Raw genomic sequence first — 25,908 nt, forward strand, 5'->3', positions numbered from 1 at the left:
CTACTGGTTCCGAGCAGTCTAAGCTTGATGGCTGTAAGGCCAGAATGCGTTGTCAACTCTCAACGGCCTGTTGTGTGGGTCGTTTTTATTCCTGCTAAGTCATCTTCTTGGGAAGCTATTGCACCGCTCTGGCGGTGCTTTTTTATCCAGAGGTTCAGAGTGACTCTGTAACCCGAAAAAACAGTGTATTCGTATATCCGGTTATCAGCCAATATGATTCAGTGGCATGTCGGTTTTACTCTTTACCCGGCGCAGAACAAAGCTGGTTCGAATGCTGGTGACACCTTCGATTCTATTCAGTTCTTTCAGTAAAAAGTGTTCATAGTAGGCCATGTCTGGCATTACAACTTTCAAAAGAAAATCGGCATCACTGCCTGTGATGAGCGAGCACTCCATGACTTCATCATAGTTCATGACTTTACGCTCAAAGTTCTCCAGACGTTCAGGTATCTGACATTCGAGGCAGACATGCACATAAATTGTCAGGTCGAGTCCAAGTGCTGTCTGGTCTAATAAGGTAACGCGTTTACAGATGATTCCTGCTTCTTCCAGTAATCTGACTCGTCTTGCGCAAGGCGATGCAGACAAACCAACACGTTCTGCCAGTTCAAGGTTACTGATATCACTGTCTTTTTGTAGCTCTATCAGAATTTTTCTGTCAATTCGATCCAGTTTTCTGGAGGCGGTATTCTGGTACATAAGATTTTTATTCTTGTTTGTTTCGATTGCTTTCTCTAAGTAAGTGAAACAGTTTGCTTTTCACTTGTTCAGGGAAAAACCTTAGTTTTTCTTGATGTTCATCTGGTGATTATAAGTGTTTTCTTCTGAATTATGAGCATGTTTTTGTGAGAATCTTTTATATGCTGGTAAAAATGTGAAAATTCAGAATAAAGCATGTGTCATAACCGATTTTATAGAATAAATACACTACTCTTTGTGTCGTTAAATTTTATCAGGATCTTGAGATGGGTCAGCGTACCAGGCGACATAGCATGCTTAAATGCCTGAGTTATGTTCTGAGAAGTTGATAGTATGAGTTTATTCAGGCCCATCCGGTGTTTTTTTCGTACTCTGAAAGGCTATGTTCTGGCTGCTATTATGGCTGTTTCCCTCACAGTATTTTTCAGTGTCACTCTGACAGCAACACTGCTTTACGAAAACATCATTCATAAGCTTGCTGAAGAAAGCTCTCAGACAATTGCACAGAGCACGTTCAATTCCATGTTTCAGGTCATGCGGCAGGGCTGGACGAGAGAAGATCTGGAAAACTTTATTGCATCAACTAAAGATGTGATGTCGGATAGTTCTTACGATATTGAAATTTATCGAGGCGAAAAAGTCAGAGTGCTGTTTGGTGATATAGAGCAGCCAGAAATGGATGCGCGGCTGGTTCAGGCTTTTAAAAATGGCGAAGAAGCCGTCGTTAAAACAGGGGACGTTATTCGACGGATTTTTCCTCTTAAAGCAAGAAATGAATGTATCCAGTGCCATGTCAATGTAAAAGCCGGTGATGTACTGGGAGTAATGGACTTACGCCAGAACCTGCAGCCCATCAGTGATAGAGTCAGAACAAATAATATCAGTTTGTTTGTACTGTTCGCCTGCCTGATACTGGCGGCTGCACTGGTTATTTCAGCCTATCTCGCTGTCGTTATTAAACGTTCGATGGAGTCTTTCAGGCAAAGACTGGCTCCAGTCGAAACAGTTAAAGATTTCAAAAAGTTGCAGACTGCCGATTTCGATTTTTATTTTGATGAGTTTAATCAGGCTTTCAGGCATGTCGGCGCACTGATGGAAAAACTCAAGGATGTGGCGGTTGATAAGGAAATTCTTGAATTTGAAATTCGATTACTCAGTAAATTTATTATCACATCAGATGTGGTGCGGGACTGGCGGGATTTTATTAAAGACCTGCTGGTGGATATTAATACCATTATCACAGCCCATACGCTGGTTACGATTTTTCAGGTAGAAGAGGAAGGTTATGAGCTGGAGGTATTCTGGTATCAGAGTGTCTCAGATCGGAGCAAGCAAGAGTTTGAGAGCTATCTGCATCAACAGCTGAAAGGTAATAGTCATTTTCAGAATGGAAGCCTGATTCTGAGCATTACTCATCATATAGCCAGTCCGGATACCGGAGGGGAACCGAGACATCTGAGTCAACAGGATATTGAGCTACAGACTAAATCTTTACTTCTGGAAGCGCCAAAAATTGGTGGTGTTGTCGGCATTGGTGTGCAGTCTGATCTGGCTCGGGACCCTATCAGACATATAGTGATTGATGGCATCCTGACAACCTTGTTAAATCTGGTAGGTTCAGTGAAGGCTATTTATAAATACACTAAAGACCTGGAATACTATGCCACTCGGGACCCTCTTACCAGTTTACACAACCAGAGAATGTTTAAAGAGTTACTGGGCTACGAAATTGGCCGAGCTGAGAGGCATCATCAGAAGTTTGCCTTGCTAATGCTGGATATGGATAATTTTAAGCTGGTAAATGACAGATATGGTCATGCTTTTGGCGACCACTTTCTGCAGGAATTTGCTCATGTCCTGGAAAGTGCTGTCAGACCTGGTGATATGCTGGCACGGTATGGTGGCGATGAGTTTACGATAATTCTTCCGGAGGCCACGGAAGAACAGGCGCATCTGGTTGCCCAGAGAGTACGCTTGAATCTGGAAAAAATGCAGCTGAAAAGTCCGGATGATGCTGTTGTACATGCGACCACATCTATTGGTATTGCAATGTATCCGCATCATGGTGATAACGCCCGTGATCTGTTTCTAATGGCTGACAATATGATGTATAAAGCCAAAAAACAGGGCCGTAATGCTATTGCCTTACCTGATGAGGATGAAGTGGCTGAAGTGTTCCGCCAGGTTGGTGCCAAAAATATTATGGTACTGAGAGCACTTGAGGAAAAAAGAGTTGTACCTTTCTTTCAGCCTATCGTTGATTGTCAATCCGGGGAAGTCATTATTCATGAGCTTCTGATGCGTATTGAACAGGATGGAAAAATTGTTCCTGCCGGAGAGTTTATTGATATTGCTGAAGGCATTGGTGTGGTTCATAAAATGGACTATATGCTGATTGAGAAAGCGTTTGATCAGATGAATCAGCAGAGTTATACCGGGAAATTGTTTATTAACTTGTCTCCTAAATCATTAATTGTTAATGAGTTTATTACTCATATCAGACAGTTGGCTCAGCGATACCATATAGTTCCTGAAAGGATTGTTTTTGAGCTGACGGAGCGGGAGACAGTCAGTAACCTGACTTTACTGGAAAAATTTGTTCTGGACCTTAAACTGGAAGGGTTCAGTTTTGCGATTGATGATTTTGGTTCTGGGTTCTCATCATTTCATTACATCAAGCATTTTCCAATTGATGTCATCAAGATTGAAGGTGAATTTATCCGCAATATGCTCCAGGATGAAAAATATATGGCTTTTGTTAAAAGTATTGTTACTCTGGCTCAGAATCTGGATATCCGGACAGTGGCTGAATTCATTGAAGATGAAGAGATTATGAATGCTGTCAGGGAGCTGGGTATTGACTTTGCTCAGGGATATCATCTGGGAATGCCTGGAGCGATATTGGTGCAACCTATTGATAATCAAAAAAATACTGGTGAATTTATTCCCGGTAATATAATGTAATAGATATACTTGATTAAACTCAAGCCCTCAGGTTGTCATATGAAGAAGGATCGGCAGGTGGAAGCACAGGCGGATATCATGGATGATGTCGAACTACTCAGATTGCGTCAGCAGCTGGAAGAGCGTATCAGTAAACGGACTGAGGAATTACAGCAAGTACGCAGAAAGCTTCAGCAGGAGATTGGGCAGCATAAAGCAACAGCCAATCGCCTGGAGTTGGTGAATCGTATTGTTGAAAAAGCGCACTTTGCAATTACTATCACCGACGCAGATCAGAATATTCTTTACACGAATCCCGCTTATACTTGCCTGACAGGGCGTAAAGCTTCTGATGTTAAAGGTATGCGAGCCAGTATCAATCAATCCGGACGGCATGATCTGGATTTTTATCGGCAGATGTGGCAAACGCTGTCAGAGTATGATTACTGGGAAGGTGAAGTCTGGGACCGAAGGGTTGATGGCAGTCACTTTATGAAGTACTTGTCTATCGAAACGGTCAGGGATGAAGAGGGTAAGATTACTAACTTCTTTTCAATATTTACTGATCTGACGGATCAGAAACGCACTGAGCAAGAGCTGGAGCGCCTGACTCATTATGACCCTCTGACGGACTTGCCAAACCGAATTTTATTCCGCAATCGTTTAGGCCATGAATTTAATATCGCAAACCGTCATAATAGCCGTACTGGATTGATTTTACTGAATATTGATCGTTTTACCCTGATTAATCGGGCATTTGGTTTTGATAGTGGAGATGATCTGCTGATTGAAGCTGCAGAGAGATTAAGAGGGTGTATAAGGTGCACTGATCTTCTGGCTCGTCAGGAGCAAAGACTGGAACGAGACGCAGATATGATCTCCCGGTTAGGGGGAGATGATTTCAGCTTTATTCTCAGTGAGCTGCGTTCTCCGGAAGATGCTGGTGTTGTCGCTCGTCGGTTGTCTGAAGTTTTTGAAAAACCGTTTCTGGTTAAGGGAGAAGAGGTTTATTTGTCTGCCAGCATGGGTATTGGGGTGTATCCGGATAATGCCCATGAGGAAGATGATCTTATTCAGATGGCTCAGGGCGCTCTTGATCAGGTCAAAAAAGAAGGTAAGGGTGGATATCGTTTTTGTTCTGATGATCAGAACAGGAGCAGTGCAGAGCGTGTGAGACTGGAAACTCGTCTCAGAAAAGCAGTGCAGAATGAAGAGTTTCAGCTGTTCTATCAGCCTAAAACAGATCTTGCCTCAGGTCAGATTAAAGGTATGGAGGCTTTATTACGCTGGCCACAACCTGATGGCAGTATGGTTCCTCCTGATGAGTTCATACCTTTAACGGAGGATACAGGTCTGATAAATCCTCTTGGATACTGGATTGTGCGCCAGGCTTTTCTGGATACGAACCGTATTAATAAGCTCACTGAATTTCCACTGCAAGTTGCTATCAATCTTTCAGTACGACAGTTCCGCAACCCGGAGCTGGTGATTATGGTGTCAGACCTGATCCGTGAAACAGGCATCAATCCGGAATGGGTTGAGTTTGAAATTACCGAAAGCATGCTGATTGAAAAAGTAGACGAAGCCTGTGAGGTGATGAAGGGTTTGAGAAAACTGGGGGTAGAGCTTGCGATTGATGATTTTGGTACAGGCTACTCCTCATTATCCTATTTGCGTCACTTCCCGGTTAATACATTGAAAATTGATCAGACATTTATCAGAGATCTTTCCAGTGATGAAAGCAGTGAGAGTATTGTGCGTGCAATCATTGGTCTGGGTCATGGGCTTGGCCTTAAAATTGTCGCTGAAGGTATTGAGACTCAGGTGCAGTCCGATTTTCTGAAATCGACGGGATGCCAACTTGGGCAAGGATATTATATGTCCCGGCCATTACCTTTAAAGGACTTTATTAAGCTACTTTAATGCATGTTTCAGAGTATTGAGTTATCAGCGAATATTGTTACAGAAGTGCTTTTCGTCGGGTTATAGTTAATTTTATAAACTGATTCCATTTTTTTTCTTGTCTGTGTTTTCACTCCCACGGCATAATCAATGCGTAGCCTTTTTGAAAGAGGCTTTTTTTACCGTGAGTCCTGGCCAGAACTCTGCTTTATTGTATGTTTATCGATTAAACGTGTACCAGGGAGATTCAGGTATATATGACGGAATATTTTGGACTTGTAATAGTGGTTACATCGGTCACTCTGGCATTAGTTGCATCGCTGATGGCTTTATCTTTCAAACAGAAGATGGACTATGCTATGAGTCGTGTCGGTGTAGAAATCGAAGTTCTTAAAGCCCGGCAACAGGTTTATACCAGAGCTGCGGTTATGATGGAAAGTGCTGTGTCGTCAGTGAATAAAGGCAAAGATTATGCCTTTGATGAACTTTTTAATAAGCTGACACCTGAACTCAATTTACATGCTTCTGAAGAGATTAACTCTTGCTATATTGAAGTTTGTCTTTTATTGGAGAACTGGACGGCGATGAGAGATGATCTGAATAAAACGCGCAGAGAGATACAAGCCGCTCCAGAACTCAGTCCTCAGCTTCAGGGACTGTTGAAAAGGCAAGGACAGCAGGAGAGTGATGCTTGTCAGTTATTTCAGAAAAAATTCAGCAAACTGATATCCAGAATGCGTGATGAAATTAACCCTGACAAAGTATAGCTTCCATATAATATCTGTTTAGCTATATTTATAGTCTGTACCTGAATGAAAGTCGTGCGGAATGTTCTGGTATGCAGGTAAGCCGAGTAGCCAGTTATTCCAGCCAAGTGCCTCAGAATAGATCTTTATTACCTCTCCGACTAGTGGTCGGGGAGGTAAAAGATTAAATATCCAGAGAATTTTTGTACAGGTGCTTAAGGCATTTTTCTTCAGTTAATTATCTGCTTATATTCTATGGTTATTGATCAGTGGATACAAAGATTTCTTATTCCAGTCTTATTTATTCAGCTCCTCTGTAGACATTTTTTTCTTTCGTGCCCGGAGAGACAAAGGGTAGAAATATCGAAAAAATTTCTGCAGGTCATTTCAGAATATTATAGATATTGTTCTGAACATCTATTGTGCTTCTGCTGATCAGGCTTTATATTCCTCGCAAAATAAATTTGTCAGGAGTGCTCTATGGCACTAAAAGCAACGGTATTTAAAGCAACGGTCAATATGGCTGATATGGACCGAGGGGTCTATCTGGAAGAGCATCTGACTATCGCTCAGCATCCCTCTGAGACAGATGAGCGTATGATGCTGCGTATTCTGGCGTGGGCACTCAATGCTACAGAAGGTCTTGAGTTCACTAAAGGGTTATGTGCCGATGATGAACCAGAGGTCTGGAAGAAAAATTATTCAGATGACATTGAATTATGGATTGATCTTGGATGTCCGGATGAAAAGTGGTTGCGTAAAGCATCTGCCAGAGCGAAGGAAGTGATTCTGTACGCATATGGTGATAATGCTGCGCCAGTCTGGTGGGATCAGACCAGAAATAAGCTGACCCGTTTCAGTAATCTGCGGGTGTTCTTTATTCCCGATGAGGTTGTGAAGGGGCTTTCTGAAATGACAGAAAGAACTATGCAGCTTCAGGTGACAATTCAGGATGGTACTGCCTGGATTAATGCCGGGGGAAAAACAGTCGAAGTCACACCTGAAAGCTGGAAATAATTGTCTTCATCATGATATTACTTCAGGTTTACTCTGATTGATTATTTCTTTCTGCCCGGCAGTTTTCCAGCGAACCTGTCGGGGCCTATCGTGCTAACGAACAAAGAATGTCGAAATATTTTTATCCATATATGTCATGGTGAAATTTCAGTGGATTTCTTCAACCCTGAATAGCTTTGCTCAAATCGGCTTTCAGCAAAACCGGTTTATTGGGCTGCTATTTATGCTGGCTATTGTAGCAGGTGCTCCCATATTGCTTCTGAGTTCTCTGATTACGGTGCAAATTGCAAACCTGACTGCTTCATTATTACAGGTTGATAAAACCCTGCTTAACTCAGGGATATATGGATACAATGCAGCCCTTCTGGGCATTGCTCTGGCAATCTGGTTGCCACTATCTCCTATAACAATTATGGTGCTCATTATTGGAGCGGTCATGACCGTTATCATTATGGCGCTCTGGCTAAAGCTCTTCTGCTTTAAGCCGTACAGTTCCCCTTTTATTGTCAGCAGCTGGTTGGTAATAGCTGCTTTGAGCGCTATTGACTATCCATTTAATGCGTTTAGCGTAACGTCGTCCGGGTGGTCACTCCCGGAGGCTGTATTGAATGGTATTGCACAGGTTGCTTTTCAACAAAATGAGCTAAGTGGTGTGATTATCCTGATTGCTCTGGTAATAAGTCGATGGCAATGTACTGGCTGGATATTGTGGGCGGCAGTGAGCAGTTCACTTTTCGCTGATATTCTGGTTACAGATGCAGCGCTTATTCAGCAGGGTTTTTTCTGCTTTAATGCTATTCTTGCCATTCTGGTTCTATTAAGTAATCCATCATTCAAAAAGCGGTGGTGGTTACTGTTCCTGTCGCCATTTGCCTGCGTCTTACTGAGCCAGGCTTTCCTCGGGATGAATATTATTGCTTTTACCGCTCCTTTTGTCTTGCTTGTATATAGCCTCCTGATCATTGATTTTTTGAAGGAAAAACAGCCTTCAGGCTGAATTTAAAAATAATGGATTAAAAGTGATCTGTCATACCAAAAGTCCCTGAATATCTCTGTTTTCCGGGTTAATTGGCAGGTGTGTTATATTCGATGAAAGACGATGTTGTATTCATACAGCCTGCATAATAAGTCACTGTAGCAGGCCAGTCTGAAAATATACCCCGTATACCGATATCCTGCACCAGGACATCCAGAATCTTATATACATCGCCATCATTGCTGATAGCATCAGAAATACTTCTGTAATACCAGCCCCCACCTTCGGTCAGATTGCCTGAACGCTCCAGAGTCCAGGTAATAATACCAAGTCCTGCTTTTTGCGCTTCTGTTGCATAAGGTGATGGGATAATTCTGTTACTATCAATGGCTTCTGAAGTGGTTACCAGCATCCATAAAGGTGGAGCAATAATATTAATACCACGGGATTTCAGTTCTGCCATTGAAGGAGTAAAGGTGTCCGGATCTGTTGGTATAAAACTCTTATCCCGGTAGCGACCATCCAGATAAACGGCTTGTTCAGCAAACTCAGGAGTGTGTTTTATCCAATAGGCTATATCCTGCAGGCTGAAGGACTGAGGGTATACATCAGCAGCAGGAATCCCGGCTTCTTTGTATTCATTAATGAGCTTTCGGGCATAATCCTGCTGGCTGAAACTACTCTTAAAGGGCATCTTTTCCACAGGCTGCTTCAGTTCCGGTGTCATTTTTACACCGAGTTGCCTGAAAAGCTCAATACTTTGTTTGTGGCTCATCAGAGTACCTTCACTGGCATATAAATCTGTACGGAAAGATGCTGTGGCACTCATATACTCTTTCAGTGTGCTGGCTTGAGGGTTTCCTGAATCCATTTTCCCCTTTAATGACAGAAACTCTGTCAGGGTGATATCGCTGGTACGGCACTCAACCTGTTTAAACGGCGTTGAACTGCTGTAGTCAGGCGGTGTTGAGCATTTTGCGGCCAGTTCAGGTCTGGTCAGTATATCTGTTGTCGTGTGCAGATCATTCTGAGAGTGCCTGCATATGAGTTCCTTATCCTGAGTGAAGGTTACATCGCATTCCAGGATTCCGGCTCCCATTCGGGCTGCTGCAATATAAGATTCACGAGTATGTTCAGGAAACTGCAGAGGGGCGCCACGATGACCAATTGATAATAGGCTGGGAGGAAATGACTGGTTCTGGCATTGAGTCAGGCGCTCTTTTAATGGGCTGTCTGTCATAGCATCAACCAGAAAAAAGGGGCGAGGGCCAAGTTGGGCAGTGGTGATTGGGGCCAGGGCCAGACTGACAGGGCTCAATACTGTCAGAATTAATCCTGCCCATCTTCTCAGGATGGTTGTTCTCTGCTTCATAATCGTGCATGCCTTAATATATAAACAGTCCGGGTATTCAGGTTTTGCTTATGAGCAGTATTGGATCTGCCTGATACTGATGATACACACTTACATTAAAGTTTTTCGACATTTATTCCCTGTGCCTCTCTGGCCAAGGAGCGAAGAGGAAAGCTGTATTTATATTGAGACATTGATAGAGTAATGAAAAAATAGCAAAATCGAATATGTTCAGGACTTAATAATTATCAGGTTATTTTATTAAGGAGTCGAATGAAAGAGGGAATGGAATTGTCATATAATCATTCTGCCTGTGGGCTGACACTATCCGGGAACGAGCTTATGTTGCCGTCTTTATGACTTGACTGATCGAAGATGCGGGACTGTCGAGCCATTGAGTTGTGAATCCATATATATAAATTTTCTATATATTGTCTTTGTTATTCAGTTTGGTGATAACTGCTAAAAAAATACTCAGGAGACAAATATTTTTCTGCTAATCTGGTAATGAATAAACCGTTTATATAAAGGACAGATACAATAATATAAAAATAATTGCATTCTGAGGGGTTCACATCTGCTTTTTCTGGCCCTATACTCGCCCCCTCGTTAACCTGTTCAGGTTAACTCCTGATAAATTTTCTTAAATTCATTTTTACCTGAGTAATCGCCTGTGCGCTCGACAATTGTGTCGCTGCTGTCGTTGTTCATCAGTTGTTTTATCCTGATGCTCGGCAATGGCCTTATTAATATTCTACTACCCGTTCGTATGCAGCTGGAGCTGATGAGTACAGACACTATTGGTCTTGTGCTTTCACTCTATTTTGTAGGTATGCTAGCTGGTAGTGTAATAAGTAAAAGCCTGATTAGTCGGGCTGGGCATATTCGCATGTTTGCCGGATCTATTGCACTGGCTGCAGTGAGTATTCTGGTGTGCAGTCTGTATGCTGATCCAGTCCTATGGGGAGCCATGCGTATCCTGATTGGTTTCTGTAATGCCTGTGCTTATACCGCAATGGAAAGCTGGTTGAACGGTGCTTCGACCAAAGATACCCGTGGTAAAATTCTGGCTTTCTACAATGCCGTTATTCTGGGGGCTACCTTTGCAGGACAGTTTCTGATTAATATTGCTTCTCCGACAGAAGCTATCTTGTTTGTACTGAGTGGTATTATTCTGTGTCTGGCTGTGATTCCTATGTCCTGGAGTCGTCACCGAGGGCCTGAAGTGACTGAAACTGTCTCAATGTCTATTGTGGCCTTGTTTCGTCGTTCACCGCTTGGGGTTGTCGCCTGCTTTACCTCTGGCATTGTGTATGCAGCTGTTTTCAACCTGATTCCCCTGTTTGCTTCCCACTATGGAATCGAGGGCTTTGATCTGTCTATCTATGTCGGTTCTGCCACGCTGGGTGCATTTTTACTGCAATTCCCGGTGGGCTATCTGTCTGATCGTTTTGATCGCCGTTCCGTATTGTTGATGGCGTTACTGTTGTCCAGTGCTGTGGGATTCTCAATCCAGCTTCTGGCTGATCTGGAAATGTTTGTTGCTATGTCCGTTGCCACGGCAATTTCTGCCGGGATTATCGCCTGTACCTATCCGCTCAGTATTTCGGAGACTTTCGATAAACTGAAACAAAGTGAAATGGTTTCGGCGATGGGAAGTCTGATTCTGGCTTTTTCCATTGGCGGGATGATAGGTCCATATTCTATTTCACTGCTAATGGGCTTGTTTGGCAGTCAGACATTGTACTACCAGGTGGGTGTTGTTCAGCTGATTCTGGCTGCATTTGTGGTTCTGAGAATGCGTATTCGCCCGGCTCTGCCTGCAGAAGATCAGGAAAACTTTGTGATGCAAAGTGGTGCTGTACCGGCATCTGTTGAGCTGGACCCGCGTATTGAGTACACCGAAGCGACTATGCCTTTAAGCCCTGAAGTCAGAACGGCAGTTGAGATTGCAGAAAGTGATCCGGGGACTGCTGTACGTATGGCTAAAACGATGGTCCAGGCTAAACCTGAGCAAGGTGTGGATATTGTTGCTGAGGTTGCCAAAGTAGAAGGGGTTGATCCGCTGCGACTGTATGAATCTATGCTTGATGTTGTGCCGGATCAGATTCTGGAGATTACTTCCGCCATGGTTAAAGCAACACCTGAGCTGGGGTATGAGCTGGTACGCAAACTGGCAGAGAGCAACCCGGATGATGTTGTAGCCGTTGCCGCAGAAATTGGCAGAATCTCTCCGGAGCTGCGTGTTGATATGGCGCGGGTTGCTGTTGAATCTGCGCCTGAATCTGCTCTTGAGGTCGCTGAATATTATGCCCAGGTGATGGGAGATGAATATGGCGCAGTCAGACCGGCAGACAGAGAAGATGACACCTCTGATCAGGCTGCGGCAGAGCTGGTAAGTCAATTGTCTGAACTGGCACCTGAACAGACTTTGGATGTGGCGTCGGCTATTGTTGAAGCAGTACCGGATAGTGCCGCCACAGTGGCAGCGGAAGTTGCCAGTAATTTATATGAAAGGCAGGCTGATCTTTCAGATTCAGGTCCTGAAACTGCCGAAACAGCGATAACGGAGAGTTCTGCAGAGTCCGAGATGATAGCGAATACCGGTGATGAATCCTGGCAGCAGGATGCAGTAGACCTGGTAACCCGCCTTGCCGAGGTTGCTCCGAAGCAGGCAATTGATATTGGTGTGGCGGTTGTTGAAGCCCAGCCTGATGTGGCTGTTGCTGTTGCGACTGAGTATGCCAGCACTATTTCGGATCGTCAGTCAGAACTGGCTGAAGCGGATTCAGAAACGTCTGTGCAGGATCAGGGGTACACAGAGACCATCGGTGTATCTGACGATAATCCGGAAAAAAATAGTGTGGCGGCTGAAGCTGCCGAACTGGTATCCCGACTGTCGGATGCTGTACCTGAGCAGGGGGTTGATATTGGTGTGGCTGTTGCTGAAGCGCTGCCTGAAGCTGCCGTTGCTGTTGCAACGGGATATGCTAATGCCCTGTCTGAACGTCAATCTGATGATGAGAATGACTCGGAGGCTGTGAATATTGAGATACAGGCTGAGTGGGAAACATCGGTGGATAATCAGGGTGACGGCACAGAACAAACGGCTCGTTTGGAAGTAGCACAAGAAGCTGCTGAACTGGTATCTCGTCTGGCGGATGCTATGCCTGAGCAAGCTGTTGATATCGGTGCTGCAGTGGTTGATGCTCTGCCTGAAAGTGCATCAGATGTTGTTGAAGCTCTAGAAGGATCGGATCAGGTGCAATCCAGTGATCTGGTCTCTGATCTGGATAAGAATAAGAGGCAGGATTAATATTGATACTTCCATCTTTGAGTGACATTGGCTCAAAAAACGATCGCTACTGCCCTTGACGGGTTGGGTTTGAAAGACCTGCCATAGTAAAACGATGTTTGCCGAACATAGATAGCTGAACCCGGTTACAGCAACCAGCCACTACAGAAGATCTGTTTGTTCTGCTTAATCTACCTATTATGGCGTACACCGAGGCGGGAGTATTTTTTCATCATTCACATCCATCACTGCCTGACTAAGCTATCCAGATTATTAGTCAGACAGTGATAATGTTTTATCTGCGGGCTTTTACAGCAAGCTACGTCTATTCAAAGCATTTATTTCCAGGTCAGGAAGAGCAACTGTAGTGTGATACCCCGCCAGCATTAAAAAACTCTTTCGGTTTAAGGCGATAGTATTTCTCTTCCGTTTCGGCAGACTGTTCATCATAGGGATGATTCAGTACCGTTTGCAGCTCTTTAACCAGGCTGTAGTCTCCTTCCATCGCTTTCTGATAAGCCGGGGCCACCAACCATTCCCGCCAGGCGTATTTAGGATTCGTCCGCTTCATCCGGATTGAGAGCTCTGTCTGATCACTACCTTGTTCTGCTAGCAGGACATGCCAGTTTATCAGCCATGCTTTCCATTGTTCATCCAGTGATGATGACGTGTTGACGTAGAAGCTTTTTTTCAGTGCTGAGATATCTTCTGGTAAGTCTGACAGTTCACGGAAGAAAATGGTGTAATCCACTTCTGCACGTTCCATCAACTCTTTCAATGCCGAAAATAATTCCGGATTAAAGTACTCCAGGCCCAGTTTAGCCGCCCACATTATTTCAAGCTGTTGTTTCATTGTTTCGGCAAAGCCACGGCGAATCTGGTCCAGTTCATTCATCGCGCTGGAATCATCAGCTAGCAATGGCCGAACTGCGCTGAAGAACATATGAAAGTTCGCCTCAGCGGCAAGGGGCTGATTAAAGAATGAAAAATGTCTGCCGCCGCCAGTCCAGGGCTGAAACTCAGGATCAAATGCTTCGCAGAAGCCAAAAGGTCCATAATCCAGGGTAAAGCTGCCTGCTGCGCAGTTATCGCTGTTAAAATTACCCTGGCAATAGCCAACTCGCATCCAGTTAGCGACTAATGAGGTTAAGCGCTGGCGGAATAACCGGGCCAACTCTACCACTTGCTGTGTAAAAGCCAGTTCTGAATCGATCTCTTGTTTATACTCCCGCTCAATCAGGTGGGTAACGATCATTCTTAGTTCTTCAAGTGCATGAGGATAGGCACTTTTACGAACGCGACGGGCAAATAACTCGATCTGCCCCACACGTAAAAAAGAGGGGGCGACGCGGGTCGAAATCGCGACCGGGTTGTCGATCATAATATCCGGATCGGTAGAATATGATCCCGGAGAGTACCAGGGACGCGCGACCGTTTCAGATTTTGAAGTATACAGCGTCAGTGAGCGTGAGGTCGGTACTCCCAGGGCATGCATATATTCCTGGGCTAAAAATTCACGCACACTGGAGCGCAGTACAGCACGTCCATCCGCTCCACGACAGTAGGGTGTTGGGCCTCCTCCTTTAAGCTGCATCTCCCAGCGCTGACCGTTGATGTTTGCTTCAAATACTGAAATGGCCCGGCCATCGCCATAACCATTACCGGTACGAAACGGGCATTGCTGAGTGTATTCGGTACCATAAATAGATAGCGCGTATCCTGTTGCCCAGCCTTTTTGGCTCATGGGCTCTGGTGCTACTGAAAGATCGCCGGAAAAGATCCGGCGAAAGGCATCATCCTGCGCCAGAGCATCACTTAGCCCCAGCTCGTTAAAAAAAATACTGCTGTGGCTGACATACTCTGGTTCGGTTATCGGTGTTGGTATTACAGGCACAAAATGACCAGAGAACACCTGACGAGGACGATGATCGTAACCGTCTTCTGTTGCATCAGGGTCAGCATTCAGGCTGTTTATCAGTGAATAATCAGCAAGTTGTGCAAATGCTTCCAGGCTGGCCACTTCTGATGGCACTGAAGATTCGGATGGAGATGTCATAGTAGCAAAACCTTTTATAGTCAGTCAGATACGATATATCGCAGCCGTATACGCAAATGTATCTACAGTGGTTTAAATAAAAATATACTTCAGTTTTTTGCTCAGGAGCATAGCACATACAGAGCTTTGAAGCCTGATTAGGTGATACTGTAACGTTCTTATTGTGAAAACGGCAGAATAACTGCCAGTGCGATGAACAGCGAGCCGCATAATTGATTAAACTGCTGGCCTTTTTTTTGTAACCATGGACGAGCTTTAAAAGCTGCCATAGCGACCAGAAGTTCCACCACAAACTCAATGATCACCAGAGTTAATGCCATAGTGATAAACTGGTTTTCCAGCGGTTGGCTGGTATCAATAAACATGGCCAGAAAGACGCCCAGAAACAGAATCACTTTAGGGTTGGACAAAGCGACCAGCACACCTTGCCTGAACAGCTGACTTTTACTTCGCAGTGGCTCTGTGCCTGTTTGTTCTATACCGGTAAATGGCTTACGCCATAGCTGCATTCCCAGCCATGCCAGATACAGACTGCCAAAAATTTTACACAGTGTCAGAGCCAGTGGGGAGCTTTGCAGCAATAGCCCCAGTCCAGCGACAGAGATGGCAAAAAGAATCAGAAAACCCAGTACACCACCCAGAATAGTAAAGCAGGTCCGCCTGTAGCCATATGTGACGCCGTGTGTCAGCGCCAGTAAGCTATTTGGTCCGGGAGTGATTGATAAACCAAGAGCTGCAGCAGCAAATGTCAGCCAGATATAAAAATCCATAACGCTATTCCGTCATATCGTTGATCAGTCAATTGTTTCAGGGAGAGATCTTTGTGTTCATGTTCTGAACGCTGGCAAGATTCACCCTATTACATTGTGAACAAAGGTATTGCAATATTTCCTCGTTGTTACTGGAGAAGACTGTTGTCTTTTACAGCGACACTTTTGCTCAGATCTTCAGTTTAAGTGTCATTGGTGTTTTTGTTTCTGTATTATCTGGACGTATTTTAAGATGTTCTGGACATTTTGAGACAAACCATAATGAGCTCTTTGCTTTCATTTCTTCTGGTGCCCCTGCCTGATTTTGCCCTGTTACCGTTTTCCGGGTTTATCGAGAAACTACGCTTCACGGCAGATGAAGAAGATCTGAGTCGCCAGAAATTCTGCCAATGGCAGGTGGCGAGTATCAATCAGTTACCTCTGTATTCCAGTAGTGGTATCCGGGTTGAATCAGATATTGCTCTGGAGGCAGTAGATTTTCAGTCTGTGGATTATCTGATCCTATTTGGCTGCCGAAGCTCGCAGCAAGCCTGTTTACAGGCTGATCTGGTCAGACCCTGGTTAAGAAAAGCACTGGCACAGGGGATTCATCTGGTGTCAGTGGATAATGCTTGCTTTACGCTGGCAGAAGCCGGTGTGCTGAGAAGGAAAAAAGTAGCGGTACACTGGCGCCATCGTCAGGAGTTTAAAAGTCTTTTTCCGAATATTTCAGTGCTGGAAAATGATCTGTTCTGTACTGACGGACAAGTTAGTAGTTGTGGTGGTGGAACTGCGGCAATCGATCTGGCTGTGGAGCTGCTAGCCAGGCACTTTGGCAGAGAAATGGCGCTTAAAGGGCTGGCAGATATGATGGTGGATGAATCGAGAGGGCAGTCGCATTTACTGCGCTCTATCGAAGTCAGTCTGCCTCCTAATGAGCTGTTGCATCGGGCCATTGCGCTGATGCGCAGCTGGATGGCAGAGAGCAAAACAATAGCCGATATCGCGTCGGCTACAGGTATCAGCCGGCGGCAGCTGGACCGGCAGTTTCAGGAAAGTTTTGGGGTAACCGCTCACGCTTACTGGATCGAGATGAAACTCCAGTATATATGCTGGCGTTTAACCAATAGTCACTACTCACTGACTCAGATTGCTCTGGAGACCGGTATCAACGATGTGAGCTACCTGAATCGATTGTTTAAGAAACACACAGGTATCACCCCTGGCGAGTATCGCAGGCAGAGCCTGTAAGAAAAATATTCTCGACAGTAAAGTTGTTGATCATATCTTGCGGATTAAAACAAAATGCTTAACGGATTTGTCTGATATCCCTCGCCAGCTATTAAATCGCGGCAGAAAGCGACACTCCATTTGACCTGATGCTGCATAATCATGATGATGAGCGCGGCTGTTACACTATAACAAAGAGACGTTATGAACCAACAATACCAATCCATTCCAACAAATATCATCACTGGATTTCTGGGAGTGGGCAAAACCACAGCAATTAATGGATTACTGGCTAATAAACCGGAAGATGAATCCTGGGCTATCCTGGTGAATGAATTTGGTCAGGTCGGTATTGATCAGGAGATGCTACCAGATCAGGACGGCCTCCATGTTAAAGAACTGGCTGGTGGTTGCATGTGCTGTGCTGTAGGTGCTTCCCTGAAAAAACACTGACCCTGTTAATTGAGCGCGCTAACCCTGATCGCCTTATTATCGAACCTACAGGCCTGGGACATCCGGAAGGGATTATTGATACACTGATGGGCGCTTCCTTCAAAGATGTGCTGGACCTGCGAGCAACAATTTGTTTGCTTGATCCTCGTCTTCTTACGCAAGAAGAGGTTGTTGGCAATGAAACCTTTCAGGATCAGCTGAGTCTGGCTGATGTGGTGCTGATCAATAAATGTGATCTGGCAGATGAAGCCCTGGTTGAGATTGCCGAAACCAGTCTGGGCAATATGTTCCCGCCTAAGCAACATATCGGTCGAACGACTCAGGCGGTCATTGAACCTGCATTTCTGGACTTTGTGAGAAATGGTCAGTTCAGTGCTCAGTTTCCCCATGCCCATAAGCACCATCATGCTGATCACCACCACGATCACCAGGACAAAGAGGGAGAGGACGCTGAAACCTTACCAGAACCGGGTAAACCGATTTGTAAAACGGGTCATGGTAGCGGATTCTTCAGTTGCGGCTGGATTTTCCACCGGGATGATTGTTTCGATTACTGGGCACTGGAAGAGATTCTGAATGGACTGGAGGGGATCAATCGAATTAAGGGAGTCATCCGCATCGGTCGTGACTGGGTATTGTTTAACCGGGTCCAGGACGAACATGATTTCGATAAGGTAGCCTACCGTCGGGACTCGCGCATCGAAATTATCAGCCCTCGCCAGTTAGACTGGGAAAAGATTGAAAACAGTATGAAGGCCTGTCTGAACCGATAACTACTCTGTTATATCAGGATGGAAATCGTGTCTGGCTTTATGGGGGACAATATGACTCCTCTGCTCGGGTGAGTCTCAGGCCAGAATTCATAGGGTTTCAGATAAAAAGCTAATTGGCCTCGGGTCAAAACATCCCCTGCTGGATTTATGATTCAACAGTCACTTAGCTTGCATCAATCACACAGTTTTTCCCATTGGTTTTAGCCTGATACATGGCTTCATCGGCACGCATAATAAGGCTGTCTATGGACTCTTCATTATCGAATTGTGCAATGCCAAAGCTGCAGCTGACCTGACGGCTGATGCTGAAGTCGTGTTCGGCTACTTTCTGGCAAATTTTTTCTGCTGCGGCATGAGTTCTGTTCAGGTCACTATCCTTCATTATCAGGATAAACTCCTCGCCACCCCATCGGCCAAACAGATCGCTTTGGCGTGTATTACTCATCACAAGGCGAGTCAGATCAATCAGTACCTGATCGCCGGTACCATGTCCCAGGCTGTCATTGATCTGCTTGAAGTTATCGACATCAAAAAAGATCAGAGAAAGTGGTTTGCGGCGACGATCAGACTGTTTTTCGAAGGCTTCTAATTCCTGATGTAACTTACGTCGACTTAAAATGCCAGTTAGTTCATCCCGCTCAGCCAGGCGGACTACCTTTTTGTTGTAACGCAATACATGGAAGTAGTGATATAAAGCGAAACTGGCTAAAACGCCTATTCCGGCAAGGATCTTCCACAATAGGGAATAATCTACCACGGTGTTAAAATCAATCTTAAACCAGCGTTGCAGAATCTGTTCATGTTTTTCCTGGGGAATGGCACTGATTGCTTTATTAATAGCACTCAGTAATATCGGGTTATCCTTAGATAGGGCAATACTGATATCCCAGCTATCGTATAGGAGATTACTGATTGACAGGCCTGTGATCTGATCTGTTCTCATTTTATGGATTAAACTGGCCTTTGCGTCAATCAGAGCCTCGACTTCACCATTAAGCACCATATGAAACCCATCGCTCATGTCGTCTACTGCTACAATCTCAGCCGTTGGAAAACGATCCAGCAGAATATCATGAAAAGCGGATTGATCTTTAACCGCAATGCGTTGATCTTTTAGTTGGATGTTTCGATTTTCGGGCAGTGTAGCAGCGACTGCCGGAATACTCAGATAAGGACTGCTGAAATCCAGATAATTACTGCGTTGAATGGTCTGCATTGCTCCGGCGACAAGGTCGCACTTGCTGCTACGGGCCAGTTTCAGGGTTTCACGCCAGGTACTGGATGCGACTATGCGGTATTTAACGCCAATATCATCCATAATCTGCTGGAGATAGTCGGCCACCATGCCCTGATGCAGGCCGGCCTGATAGGATTCATAGGGATGCCAGTCAGGGTTGATACAGATCTTCAGGGAATCCTGATGTGCCAGATAGTCCAGTTCATTCTGAGTAAAACGTAAATGATTACTGGCAGGTTTATAGATAAACTCATCGAAGCGATAACCTCGGGTAATACTATTCGTGATCAAATAAACCTGAGCCATTTCATTAAACCTGCGCAGAGATAAGGTGCCGAAGTTTCCCTGGTCATCGTAAGCCAGCGGCTTTAATGCTTCCCCTTCAAATATCAAAGCCTCCAGCGATTTGTTCTGACTATTGTAGTGATCATAAATAACTTCAGCAGTTTGCCGGATGTTATTAAATGCGTAATGCCAGCCGCGTATGGAGGCTCTGTAAAAGCGCTCTGTCAATTCAGGATATCTGAGAGCAAAGTCTTTGGTGGTAAATAAAATATCGGAGTACATATCAAAGCCAGAGTCTTTAGGATGGATAATGTTAAAACCCACCCCCGCTTTGGTCATGACATAAGGCTCGTTGGAAATATAGGATGCCATTGCATCGGTATGGCCATCAATCAGATCCTGAATATTATAGCTATGCTGCTGCTGCTTAAAATCCTCTCTGGTAATATCGGATTGCAGCAACATTGCCAGTAACTCACCAACCTCCTTTGCATCATTCGTGATCATAATACGTTTATTCAGCAGATCTGCTGGTTTTGCAATGCCTGATGATTCAGTTGTTAGCAGCATCAGAGGGGATTGCTGAAAAGCTGCAAACAGAGCCACAAGCCTGTTTGCTTTAGCATTATTAATCAGTAAAGCTGAACGTCCGACACCGAAGTCAGCATCTCCACTGGTCACAGCGCTATATGGATCTGTACCGTCATCGAACTCAGTCAGCTCAAGCTTAATGCCCTCTTCAGCATAGAAGCCCTTATGTACGGCCATATAGTAGCCTGCAAACTGAAACTGGTGTTTCCAGAGCAACTGTAAGCGCAGGGTATCTTCAGCCTTAACTGACAAGGGGATGAGAGCGACAGCTAAAATTAGAAACTGCGCAGATAAGAAAAATAACTTTGGCATCAATAAAAACTCGGTATCAGTAAAGGGAAGGTGATTACTTCTTAATATTTAAAGGTTCATAAATATATTAGACCCAAATCGTCAACCTGCTGAGTTAATTGGTTTTATTTGACACAAAAATCGATTTTTTAGCCCCTGTTTACCATCTGTGCCAGCAGAGCGGTTGTGATAAGCAGTGCTTCTCGTATAGAAGGAAATCAGAACGATACGTTACATTCTTTGGGTGTATCCTGAAAATGGCTGCTTGTCTGATGGACTGAAACAAGGTAAAAGTGCAATAGCCATAAAAGAGCAGTGAACCGTGTGAGTGATTTAAGGCGTGGACAGCCGATAAAAATACTCACAAGTAAACAGCAGGTTGACAGGGAAAAAAGAATGCTAAAAGCCCCTGTAAAGCCAGTAACCACTCAGCAATTTAGCCCTGATCACTCTGGCTGTGTTATGTAATCAGGCTGAAGAATAGTCATAGAAGCATATCCGGGAAGTTAAAATGAAAAAAATACAAAGCATTGTACTTACAATGTTATTAGCTTTTGGATTTGAAGCCGTTGCAGATATTAATGCTGCTTTAAAAATTGAAAGTATCTATAGTGAAGACAGAGGAAAGAATATAGAAGTATATTATTGGTATCCTACGAAAGAACAAAAATTAAACTTTCGTTTTGGTAATAAAAAAATTTTCTTACCTGTTGATGTCGCTCTGGATGCGGATATAGCTCTTGGAAAATTTCCAATTATTGTTCTATCTCATGGTGGCATGAGGTCATCCTTTTCTCATGTTGGGTGGATTGCATCATCTTTATCAAAAGAAGGGTACATTGTTATTACTCCTAAACCACCTGAATATGATGAACTTGTGCCAGATCAGGCCATTGATGAGCTTTATTTAAGGCCTGGTGATATATCTACAGGTCTGTCAGGTATTGATAATATTAGTCTTTTTGATGGTAACATTGACAAAGAGAATACTACAGGTGTCGGCTTTTTCTTAGGTGGTACATCCATGCTGACGCTTGCAGGAGCTAAATTCGATCTTAAAAAATATAAGGCGTCCTGTAATGATGCTGGAGTTAATATCGATTGTAAGTGGTTTTCAAATAACAAAGTAGATATTAGTAGTGTCTCTGGTGACCTGGTCACTAAATTGAAAAAAGACGATAGAATAAGAAGCATTGTAATTATCAATCCAGAGTTAACTAAAACATTAGATGCTAATAGTCTTAGAGATGTAAAAGGTAAGGTGTCAGTGATTAGCCTTTCAGGAGAGCTTGACTCTGCGCTAGCTCCTTCAGATAATCTTTCTAAAATTCCATTATTCAATATCAGTGAAATTAGCTCTGCAGTAGCATTTAGTGCATTTAGCATATGCACCCCTAAAGGGATTAAAATATTATCCATTGAAGGAGAGGCAGGCATATGCAGTGAGTTAAACCAATACACACGAGAGGAAAACCATAAAAAAATAATTGCGAGTATTGTACAGAGTCTGCCTGGGCGATAATCCATTCATGATAGTATGTGCCGACTGTATAATAAATCAAAAACATCAGTTAGCGCTTGCTGACAAATTGACAGGGGTTAACCTGTTCTCAGTTAATCTTATTTTCTCTGATTTTATTGTCTGTGTAATGAGCAGTAATAGTAAGTTAATTATATTTTTGTGATGATTCTGCCTGAAAGCTTCCACTTCTTTTTATGCAATAAAAGAGGTGATAAATATCTGAAAAAAGTATTCCGATACTCTCCTGTTTACTGGCAGGAGAGCCTGGTTGCTTTCGACCGAGGCGCTTTTTTCAGGTGCTGATTGACGTATACAGGAATCATCAGAATGAATGGACAAGCAGGCTCTTCGCACTCATTACACGACTTTTTTACTGAAAATCTAGAGATGTTATCGGGTGTTATTCGCCAGGGGTATCAGAACGGTAAGATCAATATCCCTCCTCTTGATCCATTCACCGTAGACGCTGAAGTGAACGAGCAGGTTGCGCTTAAAAAAGTGAATATGTCGGTCAGAATCGGCCAGCCGACCCTGACCGGGCTGGCTACTTTGCAGCCGGAATCCAATGTGCATCTGGATCTGCCAAATCGTAAGGTTAATATCGATCTGAGATTTTCTGATATTAAATTGAGCAGTGATGATTTCCATTTAAAAGGTAATTACAAAGTATTACTGCTGAAACATAACTTAAAATCGGATGGTAGTTTTAATATACGGGCAAAAGATATAAAACTTAAAATATCGCTGAAACTTGCCGTCTCTGAAAGCGGTTCGGGTATTAGTTTGGATTCTGCGAGCTGCGATATAAAAGATTTAGATTTTAAACTGGAAGATAGTTATGCCCTGAGCAAATTATTACCTTTGTTTAAATCCCGCTTTGAAACACTGATTGCTAAAGCCGTCGGATCGAAATTAGCATACTTTATTGATGTCCGGTTACATCAGGTTTGTACCGAGCACGCTGCAGTGATCGCCAGACTGGAAGGTTTGTACAAGCTGAAAAAGCAGCAAGGTAGCACACATAATCCACCCCGCTTATTGCAGGGGCTGGATGGCGTCGGCCAGTTGCCTTTCCCTATGTTCTGGCAGGTGCCTGCTATTGATACCAATACGGCTCCTAAAGTCAGTCTTGATAATCTGCTGGAGGAAGCCAGAACCGGTGATCTTATTCTGTTTGCCGGTTCTTACCCATCCTCTCTGAGAATTCGTCGCTTAACTCAGAGCCGGTACTCTCATGTCGTCGTAGTGATTAAAGAATCCGATATCGCCGATGGCCGGGCCTGTATCTGGCAAGCCACGTCCAGTACCCATCATGGCGTCCTGAGAGATATGGAAGCTAAGTCAGGCATCCAGCTGAATTATTTAGAAGATATGCTGCGCGATTACCGTCATGAAGATGCCAATTCGGTTATTTGTTACCGCAAAGCTGTCCAGACCGGGGCTTCTTCTGCCATCGCCAGAGACAACTGGCCAGAGGTCAAAGGCTTTATAGAAAGTATGGATGGTAAGCCTTATACCGATGATATGGATGGTCTATACATCATGGGGTTAATGGAAGTGGATAACCCGAATAAGAGTGACTATTTCTGCGCTGGTCTGGTGGCAGAAACCTTAATGAAAATGCAGCTGCTGGATACAGAGTTTGTTCAGTACCAGTACGCACCAAGAGACTTTTCTGAGCTGCAGACCGCGTTGCCATTACTGCAACCGGGTATGCATTATGGCGCAGAAACCGTCATTGAAGATATCTAGTGTTTTCAGGCGTCATGCTGTGATGATGGCGCTCTTTCATACCTTAAAACATATCTTGTGTTCTCCGGCCCGTGGTCGGAGAGCATAGCGAGTTACTACGCAGTACATGCCGTTAAGTGACTTCGCAAACCGCTTAAAAGGGATTTATTGTGAGTAACGATACTAAACATATTTTTGTTCTGGTGGCCGGAACCGTTGATCCGATCTGTCTGACTCCGAGCAGTATTAAACGTGCGGCCAGTTATACCAGCAGTAATAACTACTGGGCGGAGAATAAAGCGTTTATTGATAAGCTGAAGATGCTGTGTCAGCAGCACCCGAATCTTGCGCTATTTGATGTACATGGCTGGAGCGGGGATAACACCAAAACAAATCGTGAGATTGCTGGAGCATATCTTGCGAACAGACTTTGTGGCAGTAATGGTCAGGCTGCTTATTATTCGGGGTATCGCAAAAAAAATGTAGCCTTTCATCTGATTGGGCACTCTCATGGTGGTAATGTGCTTAATGAATTTACAAAGCGTGCTGCTGTGGCACCAGAATGGCCTGAGCAATGGCAGATCAAGAGCATTACGTATTTATCAACGCCATTTTTTAATCAGCTGCATCAGTTGGACTGCACCCGCTTTTCACCGGATTGCCGCATTATTAATGTCACCAATGATTTTGACCTGACCCAGCGGGTGATTGCTGACTTTTCCATGTATGACCTGGTGTCAGCCTATAATCTGGTAAAAGATGATACGCCCACACTGGCCCGAGTGGTTAATGAAACAAGTGTTGCAGGCATACGGGTAAAACTGCTGAGTATTAAAAATAAGTTGCCGCAGTCGAGTTTTCTCAGAATATTCCTGAATTCTGCCGGATATAAGTTCTCAAAGACTGATGGCCGGGAAATCTATCAGGAGACTCTGCTAGTCTTGTCAGACTGCAGAAAAATACTGATTGAACTGAGAGGGGCGGTCGATAAACTCAGTCAGACCCTGTATTACGCCTCGGACGATGCTGTTAAGCGTTATAGCGAAGAAAGCACAAGGTACTTTGTCAGTCCATCGTTGAAAGAAGAGCTGGATACACTGCTGGCGGTGTTAATTCAGGATATCACCAATATTTGTGATGCGATCGAAAAACGAAATGACAGCAGCGATTACAGTATCCTGCCGCTAATTAAAGATATTTCTGATGAACTGAATCATATTATTGATTTCTTAACCCTTGATGCCAGCCGGGCTTCCGGGCCTGTGGTAGATCTGCTGTTTAAGGTGATCGATAACCAGATCGAGTTTTTTGATAATACCTCTGCTACCCCGGAAGAGCAGCTGACCGATGAATTCCGCTCCCGTTTGTCCCACATTAATATAACCCGTAAAGATCAATATTATTCCAATATTGATCAGGGTGAGTTTAATGACTTTATCAGCCGCTTACAGCAATCTGAGCAGGATTATGAGTTATCCGATAACCAGAAAAACCTATTAAAAATCTGCATTAACTTACTGGCACCACAAACCGAACTGTGTGGCTTTAAACAAGGCTTAGCTGAAGCCAATAAGAGTATGGACAGCGCGTTAGGCTCTGGTTTCCGTCGATTCTTTGCCAGATCTTTGACACTGTGGGGCAATATAAAGCCTGTACGAAAAATGGCGTTCCGGATACAGGATCTGCTGAAAAGCTATGAGCAATTGCTTAAAGAACAGCATGGTGACAAGACCTTGCTGGATGAAAAGATTCTGCCGGGATCACTGGCCCATTTCTCCGTGGTGTCTCATTCTGTCAGCCGACAGGATCTGTACCCGGAAGTGATTGAGCTGCTTAAACCTCAGTTTGAACCAGAAATTACGCCGCAAGCGGATGAAGATTCTCAGCAGCAGGCTAAAGCCGTCAGCACTGATGAAGAGTAAGTATGTACTGAAATAATTGCCCTGTAATAGGGTGTCCTGTAATCGGGTGCGCTATTAGAGAGGCTGTCAGAATATTCTGAGCTGATGCCTGATCGGGATGTCGGGATATATCAGCGTAGAACAGCGACAGCGAAAACTC

Annotated in this window: 16 protein-coding genes and 1 pseudogene; 12 read left to right on the top strand and 5 right to left on the bottom strand. The window is 44.2% G+C overall.

The window, feature by feature from the left end; genetic code table 11:
* Nucleotides 1-204: 204 nt before the first annotated feature.
* Nucleotides 205-699, bottom strand: coding sequence for an Lrp/AsnC family transcriptional regulator (locus H4O21_RS05840; protein WP_182807905.1), 495 nt, complete (start codon nt 697-699; stop codon nt 205-207).
* A 333-nt stretch (nt 700-1,032) separates the two neighbouring features.
* On the opposite strand from H4O21_RS05840, the gene H4O21_RS05845 reads away from it, so the two are divergent.
* From H4O21_RS05845 to H4O21_RS05865, 5 genes are all read left to right on the top strand, one after another.
* Nucleotides 1,033-3,663: a putative bifunctional diguanylate cyclase/phosphodiesterase gene (locus tag H4O21_RS05845; protein ID WP_182807906.1), complete on the top strand. Its 2,631-nt coding sequence runs from the start codon at nt 1,033-1,035 to the stop codon at nt 3,661-3,663.
* Nucleotides 3,664-3,702: 39 nt separating this feature from the next.
* On the top strand, nt 3,703-5,565 hold the full coding sequence (locus tag H4O21_RS05850) for a putative bifunctional diguanylate cyclase/phosphodiesterase (protein ID WP_182807907.1): 1,863 nt from the start codon (nt 3,703-3,705) through the stop codon (nt 5,563-5,565).
* A 236-nt stretch (nt 5,566-5,801) separates the two neighbouring features.
* Complete coding sequence (locus tag H4O21_RS05855; RefSeq protein ID WP_182807908.1) at nt 5,802-6,311, top strand: hypothetical protein; 510 nt, start codon at nt 5,802-5,804, stop codon at nt 6,309-6,311.
* Nucleotides 6,312-6,770: 459 nt separating this feature from the next.
* Nucleotides 6,771-7,307: a YaeQ family protein gene (locus tag H4O21_RS05860; RefSeq protein WP_182807909.1), complete on the top strand. Its 537-nt coding sequence runs from the start codon at nt 6,771-6,773 to the stop codon at nt 7,305-7,307.
* 136 nt (nt 7,308-7,443) lie between these two features.
* The gene (locus tag H4O21_RS05865) at nt 7,444-8,304 is read left to right on the top strand and encodes an urea transporter (protein ID WP_182807910.1); all 861 of its coding nucleotides are present in this window, start codon (nt 7,444-7,446) and stop codon (nt 8,302-8,304) included.
* A 67-nt stretch (nt 8,305-8,371) separates the two neighbouring features.
* On the opposite strand, the gene H4O21_RS05870 is transcribed toward H4O21_RS05865, so the two are convergent.
* Nucleotides 8,372-9,655, bottom strand: a complete 1,284-nt coding sequence (locus H4O21_RS05870) for a glycerophosphodiester phosphodiesterase family protein (RefSeq protein WP_182807911.1) — start codon at nt 9,653-9,655, stop codon at nt 8,372-8,374.
* Between the two features lie 652 nt (nt 9,656-10,307).
* Here H4O21_RS05870 and H4O21_RS05875 point away from each other — a divergent pair.
* Complete coding sequence (locus H4O21_RS05875; protein WP_182807912.1) at nt 10,308-12,950, top strand: MFS transporter; 2,643 nt, start codon at nt 10,308-10,310, stop codon at nt 12,948-12,950.
* A 328-nt stretch (nt 12,951-13,278) separates the two neighbouring features.
* Here H4O21_RS05875 and H4O21_RS05880 read toward each other — a convergent pair whose 3' ends face one another.
* Together H4O21_RS05880 and H4O21_RS05885 are read right to left on the bottom strand one after the other, a co-directional pair.
* Complete coding sequence (locus tag H4O21_RS05880; RefSeq protein WP_182807913.1) at nt 13,279-14,985, bottom strand: protein adenylyltransferase SelO; 1,707 nt, start codon at nt 14,983-14,985, stop codon at nt 13,279-13,281.
* 158 nt (nt 14,986-15,143) lie between these two features.
* Nucleotides 15,144-15,755, bottom strand: coding sequence for a LysE family translocator (locus H4O21_RS05885; RefSeq protein ID WP_182807914.1), 612 nt, complete (start codon nt 15,753-15,755; stop codon nt 15,144-15,146).
* A gap of 261 nt (nt 15,756-16,016) precedes the next feature.
* Here H4O21_RS05885 and H4O21_RS05890 point away from each other — a divergent pair, with 261 nt between their 5' ends.
* The 3 genes and pseudogenes from H4O21_RS05890 to H4O21_RS25770 all read left to right on the top strand — a co-directional run bounded on the left by H4O21_RS05890 (nt 16,017) and on the right by H4O21_RS25770 (nt 18,190).
* Nucleotides 16,017-16,985 carry a GlxA family transcriptional regulator gene (locus tag H4O21_RS05890; RefSeq protein WP_182807915.1) on the top strand — a complete coding sequence of 323 codons (969 nt, stop codon included), beginning with the start codon at nt 16,017-16,019 and terminating at the stop codon, nt 16,983-16,985.
* A 183-nt stretch (nt 16,986-17,168) separates the two neighbouring features.
* A pseudogene (locus tag H4O21_RS25765) lies at nt 17,169-17,644 on the top strand (CobW family GTP-binding protein); the annotation flags it as partial.
* A 57-nt stretch (nt 17,645-17,701) separates the two neighbouring features.
* Nucleotides 17,702-18,190, top strand: a complete 489-nt coding sequence (locus H4O21_RS25770; protein WP_255487167.1) for a GTP-binding protein — start codon at nt 17,702-17,704, stop codon at nt 18,188-18,190.
* A 163-nt stretch (nt 18,191-18,353) separates the two neighbouring features.
* Here the strand turns inward: H4O21_RS25770 and H4O21_RS05900 are convergent, their stop codons facing one another.
* The gene (locus H4O21_RS05900) at nt 18,354-20,615 is read right to left on the bottom strand and encodes a transporter substrate-binding domain-containing diguanylate cyclase (RefSeq protein ID WP_255487159.1); all 2,262 of its coding nucleotides are present in this window, start codon (nt 20,613-20,615) and stop codon (nt 18,354-18,356) included.
* A gap of 490 nt (nt 20,616-21,105) precedes the next feature.
* On the opposite strand from H4O21_RS05900, the gene H4O21_RS05905 reads away from it, so the two are divergent.
* The 3 genes from H4O21_RS05905 (at nt 21,106) to H4O21_RS05915 (ending at nt 25,769) form a co-directional block, all read left to right on the top strand.
* Nucleotides 21,106-22,116, top strand: coding sequence for an alpha/beta hydrolase family protein (locus H4O21_RS05905; protein ID WP_182807917.1), 1,011 nt, complete (start codon nt 21,106-21,108; stop codon nt 22,114-22,116).
* A 327-nt stretch (nt 22,117-22,443) separates the two neighbouring features.
* Entirely contained in the window at nt 22,444-23,868 is a 1,425-nt protein-coding gene (locus H4O21_RS05910) for a JHBP domain-containing protein (RefSeq protein ID WP_182807918.1), read from the top strand.
* Between the two features lie 149 nt (nt 23,869-24,017).
* Nucleotides 24,018-25,769 (top strand): lipase family protein, encoded by a 1,752-nt coding sequence (locus tag H4O21_RS05915; protein ID WP_182807919.1) that lies wholly within the window; start codon nt 24,018-24,020, stop codon nt 25,767-25,769.
* Nucleotides 25,770-25,908 lie beyond the last annotated feature (139 nt).

Source organism: Oceanospirillum sediminis, from assembly GCF_014164585.1.
Taxonomy (GTDB): Bacteria; Pseudomonadota; Gammaproteobacteria; order Pseudomonadales; family Halomonadaceae; genus Oceanospirillum; species Oceanospirillum sediminis.

Coding starts and splice junctions, on each gene's coding strand:
- H4O21_RS05865 (WP_182807910.1), top strand. CDS start 7,444: ATGGTGAAATTTCAGTGGATTTCTTCAACCCTGAATAGCTTTGCTCAA.
- H4O21_RS05870 (WP_182807911.1), bottom strand. CDS start 9,655: ATGAAGCAGAGAACAACCATCCTGAGAAGATGGGCAGGATTAATTCTG.
- H4O21_RS05890 (WP_182807915.1), top strand. CDS start 16,017: ATGAGCTCTTTGCTTTCATTTCTTCTGGTGCCCCTGCCTGATTTTGCC.
- H4O21_RS05900 (WP_255487159.1), bottom strand. CDS start 20,615: ATGCCAAAGTTATTTTTCTTATCTGCGCAGTTTCTAATTTTAGCTGTC.
- H4O21_RS05850 (WP_182807907.1), top strand. CDS start 3,703: ATGAAGAAGGATCGGCAGGTGGAAGCACAGGCGGATATCATGGATGAT.
- H4O21_RS05910 (WP_182807918.1), top strand. CDS start 22,444: ATGAATGGACAAGCAGGCTCTTCGCACTCATTACACGACTTTTTTACT.
- H4O21_RS05840 (WP_182807905.1), bottom strand. CDS start 699: ATGTACCAGAATACCGCCTCCAGAAAACTGGATCGAATTGACAGAAAA.
- H4O21_RS05885 (WP_182807914.1), bottom strand. CDS start 15,755: ATGGATTTTTATATCTGGCTGACATTTGCTGCTGCAGCTCTTGGTTTA.
- H4O21_RS25770 (WP_255487167.1), top strand. CDS start 17,702: ATGTTCCCGCCTAAGCAACATATCGGTCGAACGACTCAGGCGGTCATT.
- H4O21_RS05905 (WP_182807917.1), top strand. CDS start 21,106: ATGAAAAAAATACAAAGCATTGTACTTACAATGTTATTAGCTTTTGGA.
- H4O21_RS05880 (WP_182807913.1), bottom strand. CDS start 14,985: ATGACATCTCCATCCGAATCTTCAGTGCCATCAGAAGTGGCCAGCCTG.
- H4O21_RS05845 (WP_182807906.1), top strand. CDS start 1,033: ATGAGTTTATTCAGGCCCATCCGGTGTTTTTTTCGTACTCTGAAAGGC.
- H4O21_RS05855 (WP_182807908.1), top strand. CDS start 5,802: ATGACGGAATATTTTGGACTTGTAATAGTGGTTACATCGGTCACTCTG.
- H4O21_RS05860 (WP_182807909.1), top strand. CDS start 6,771: ATGGCACTAAAAGCAACGGTATTTAAAGCAACGGTCAATATGGCTGAT.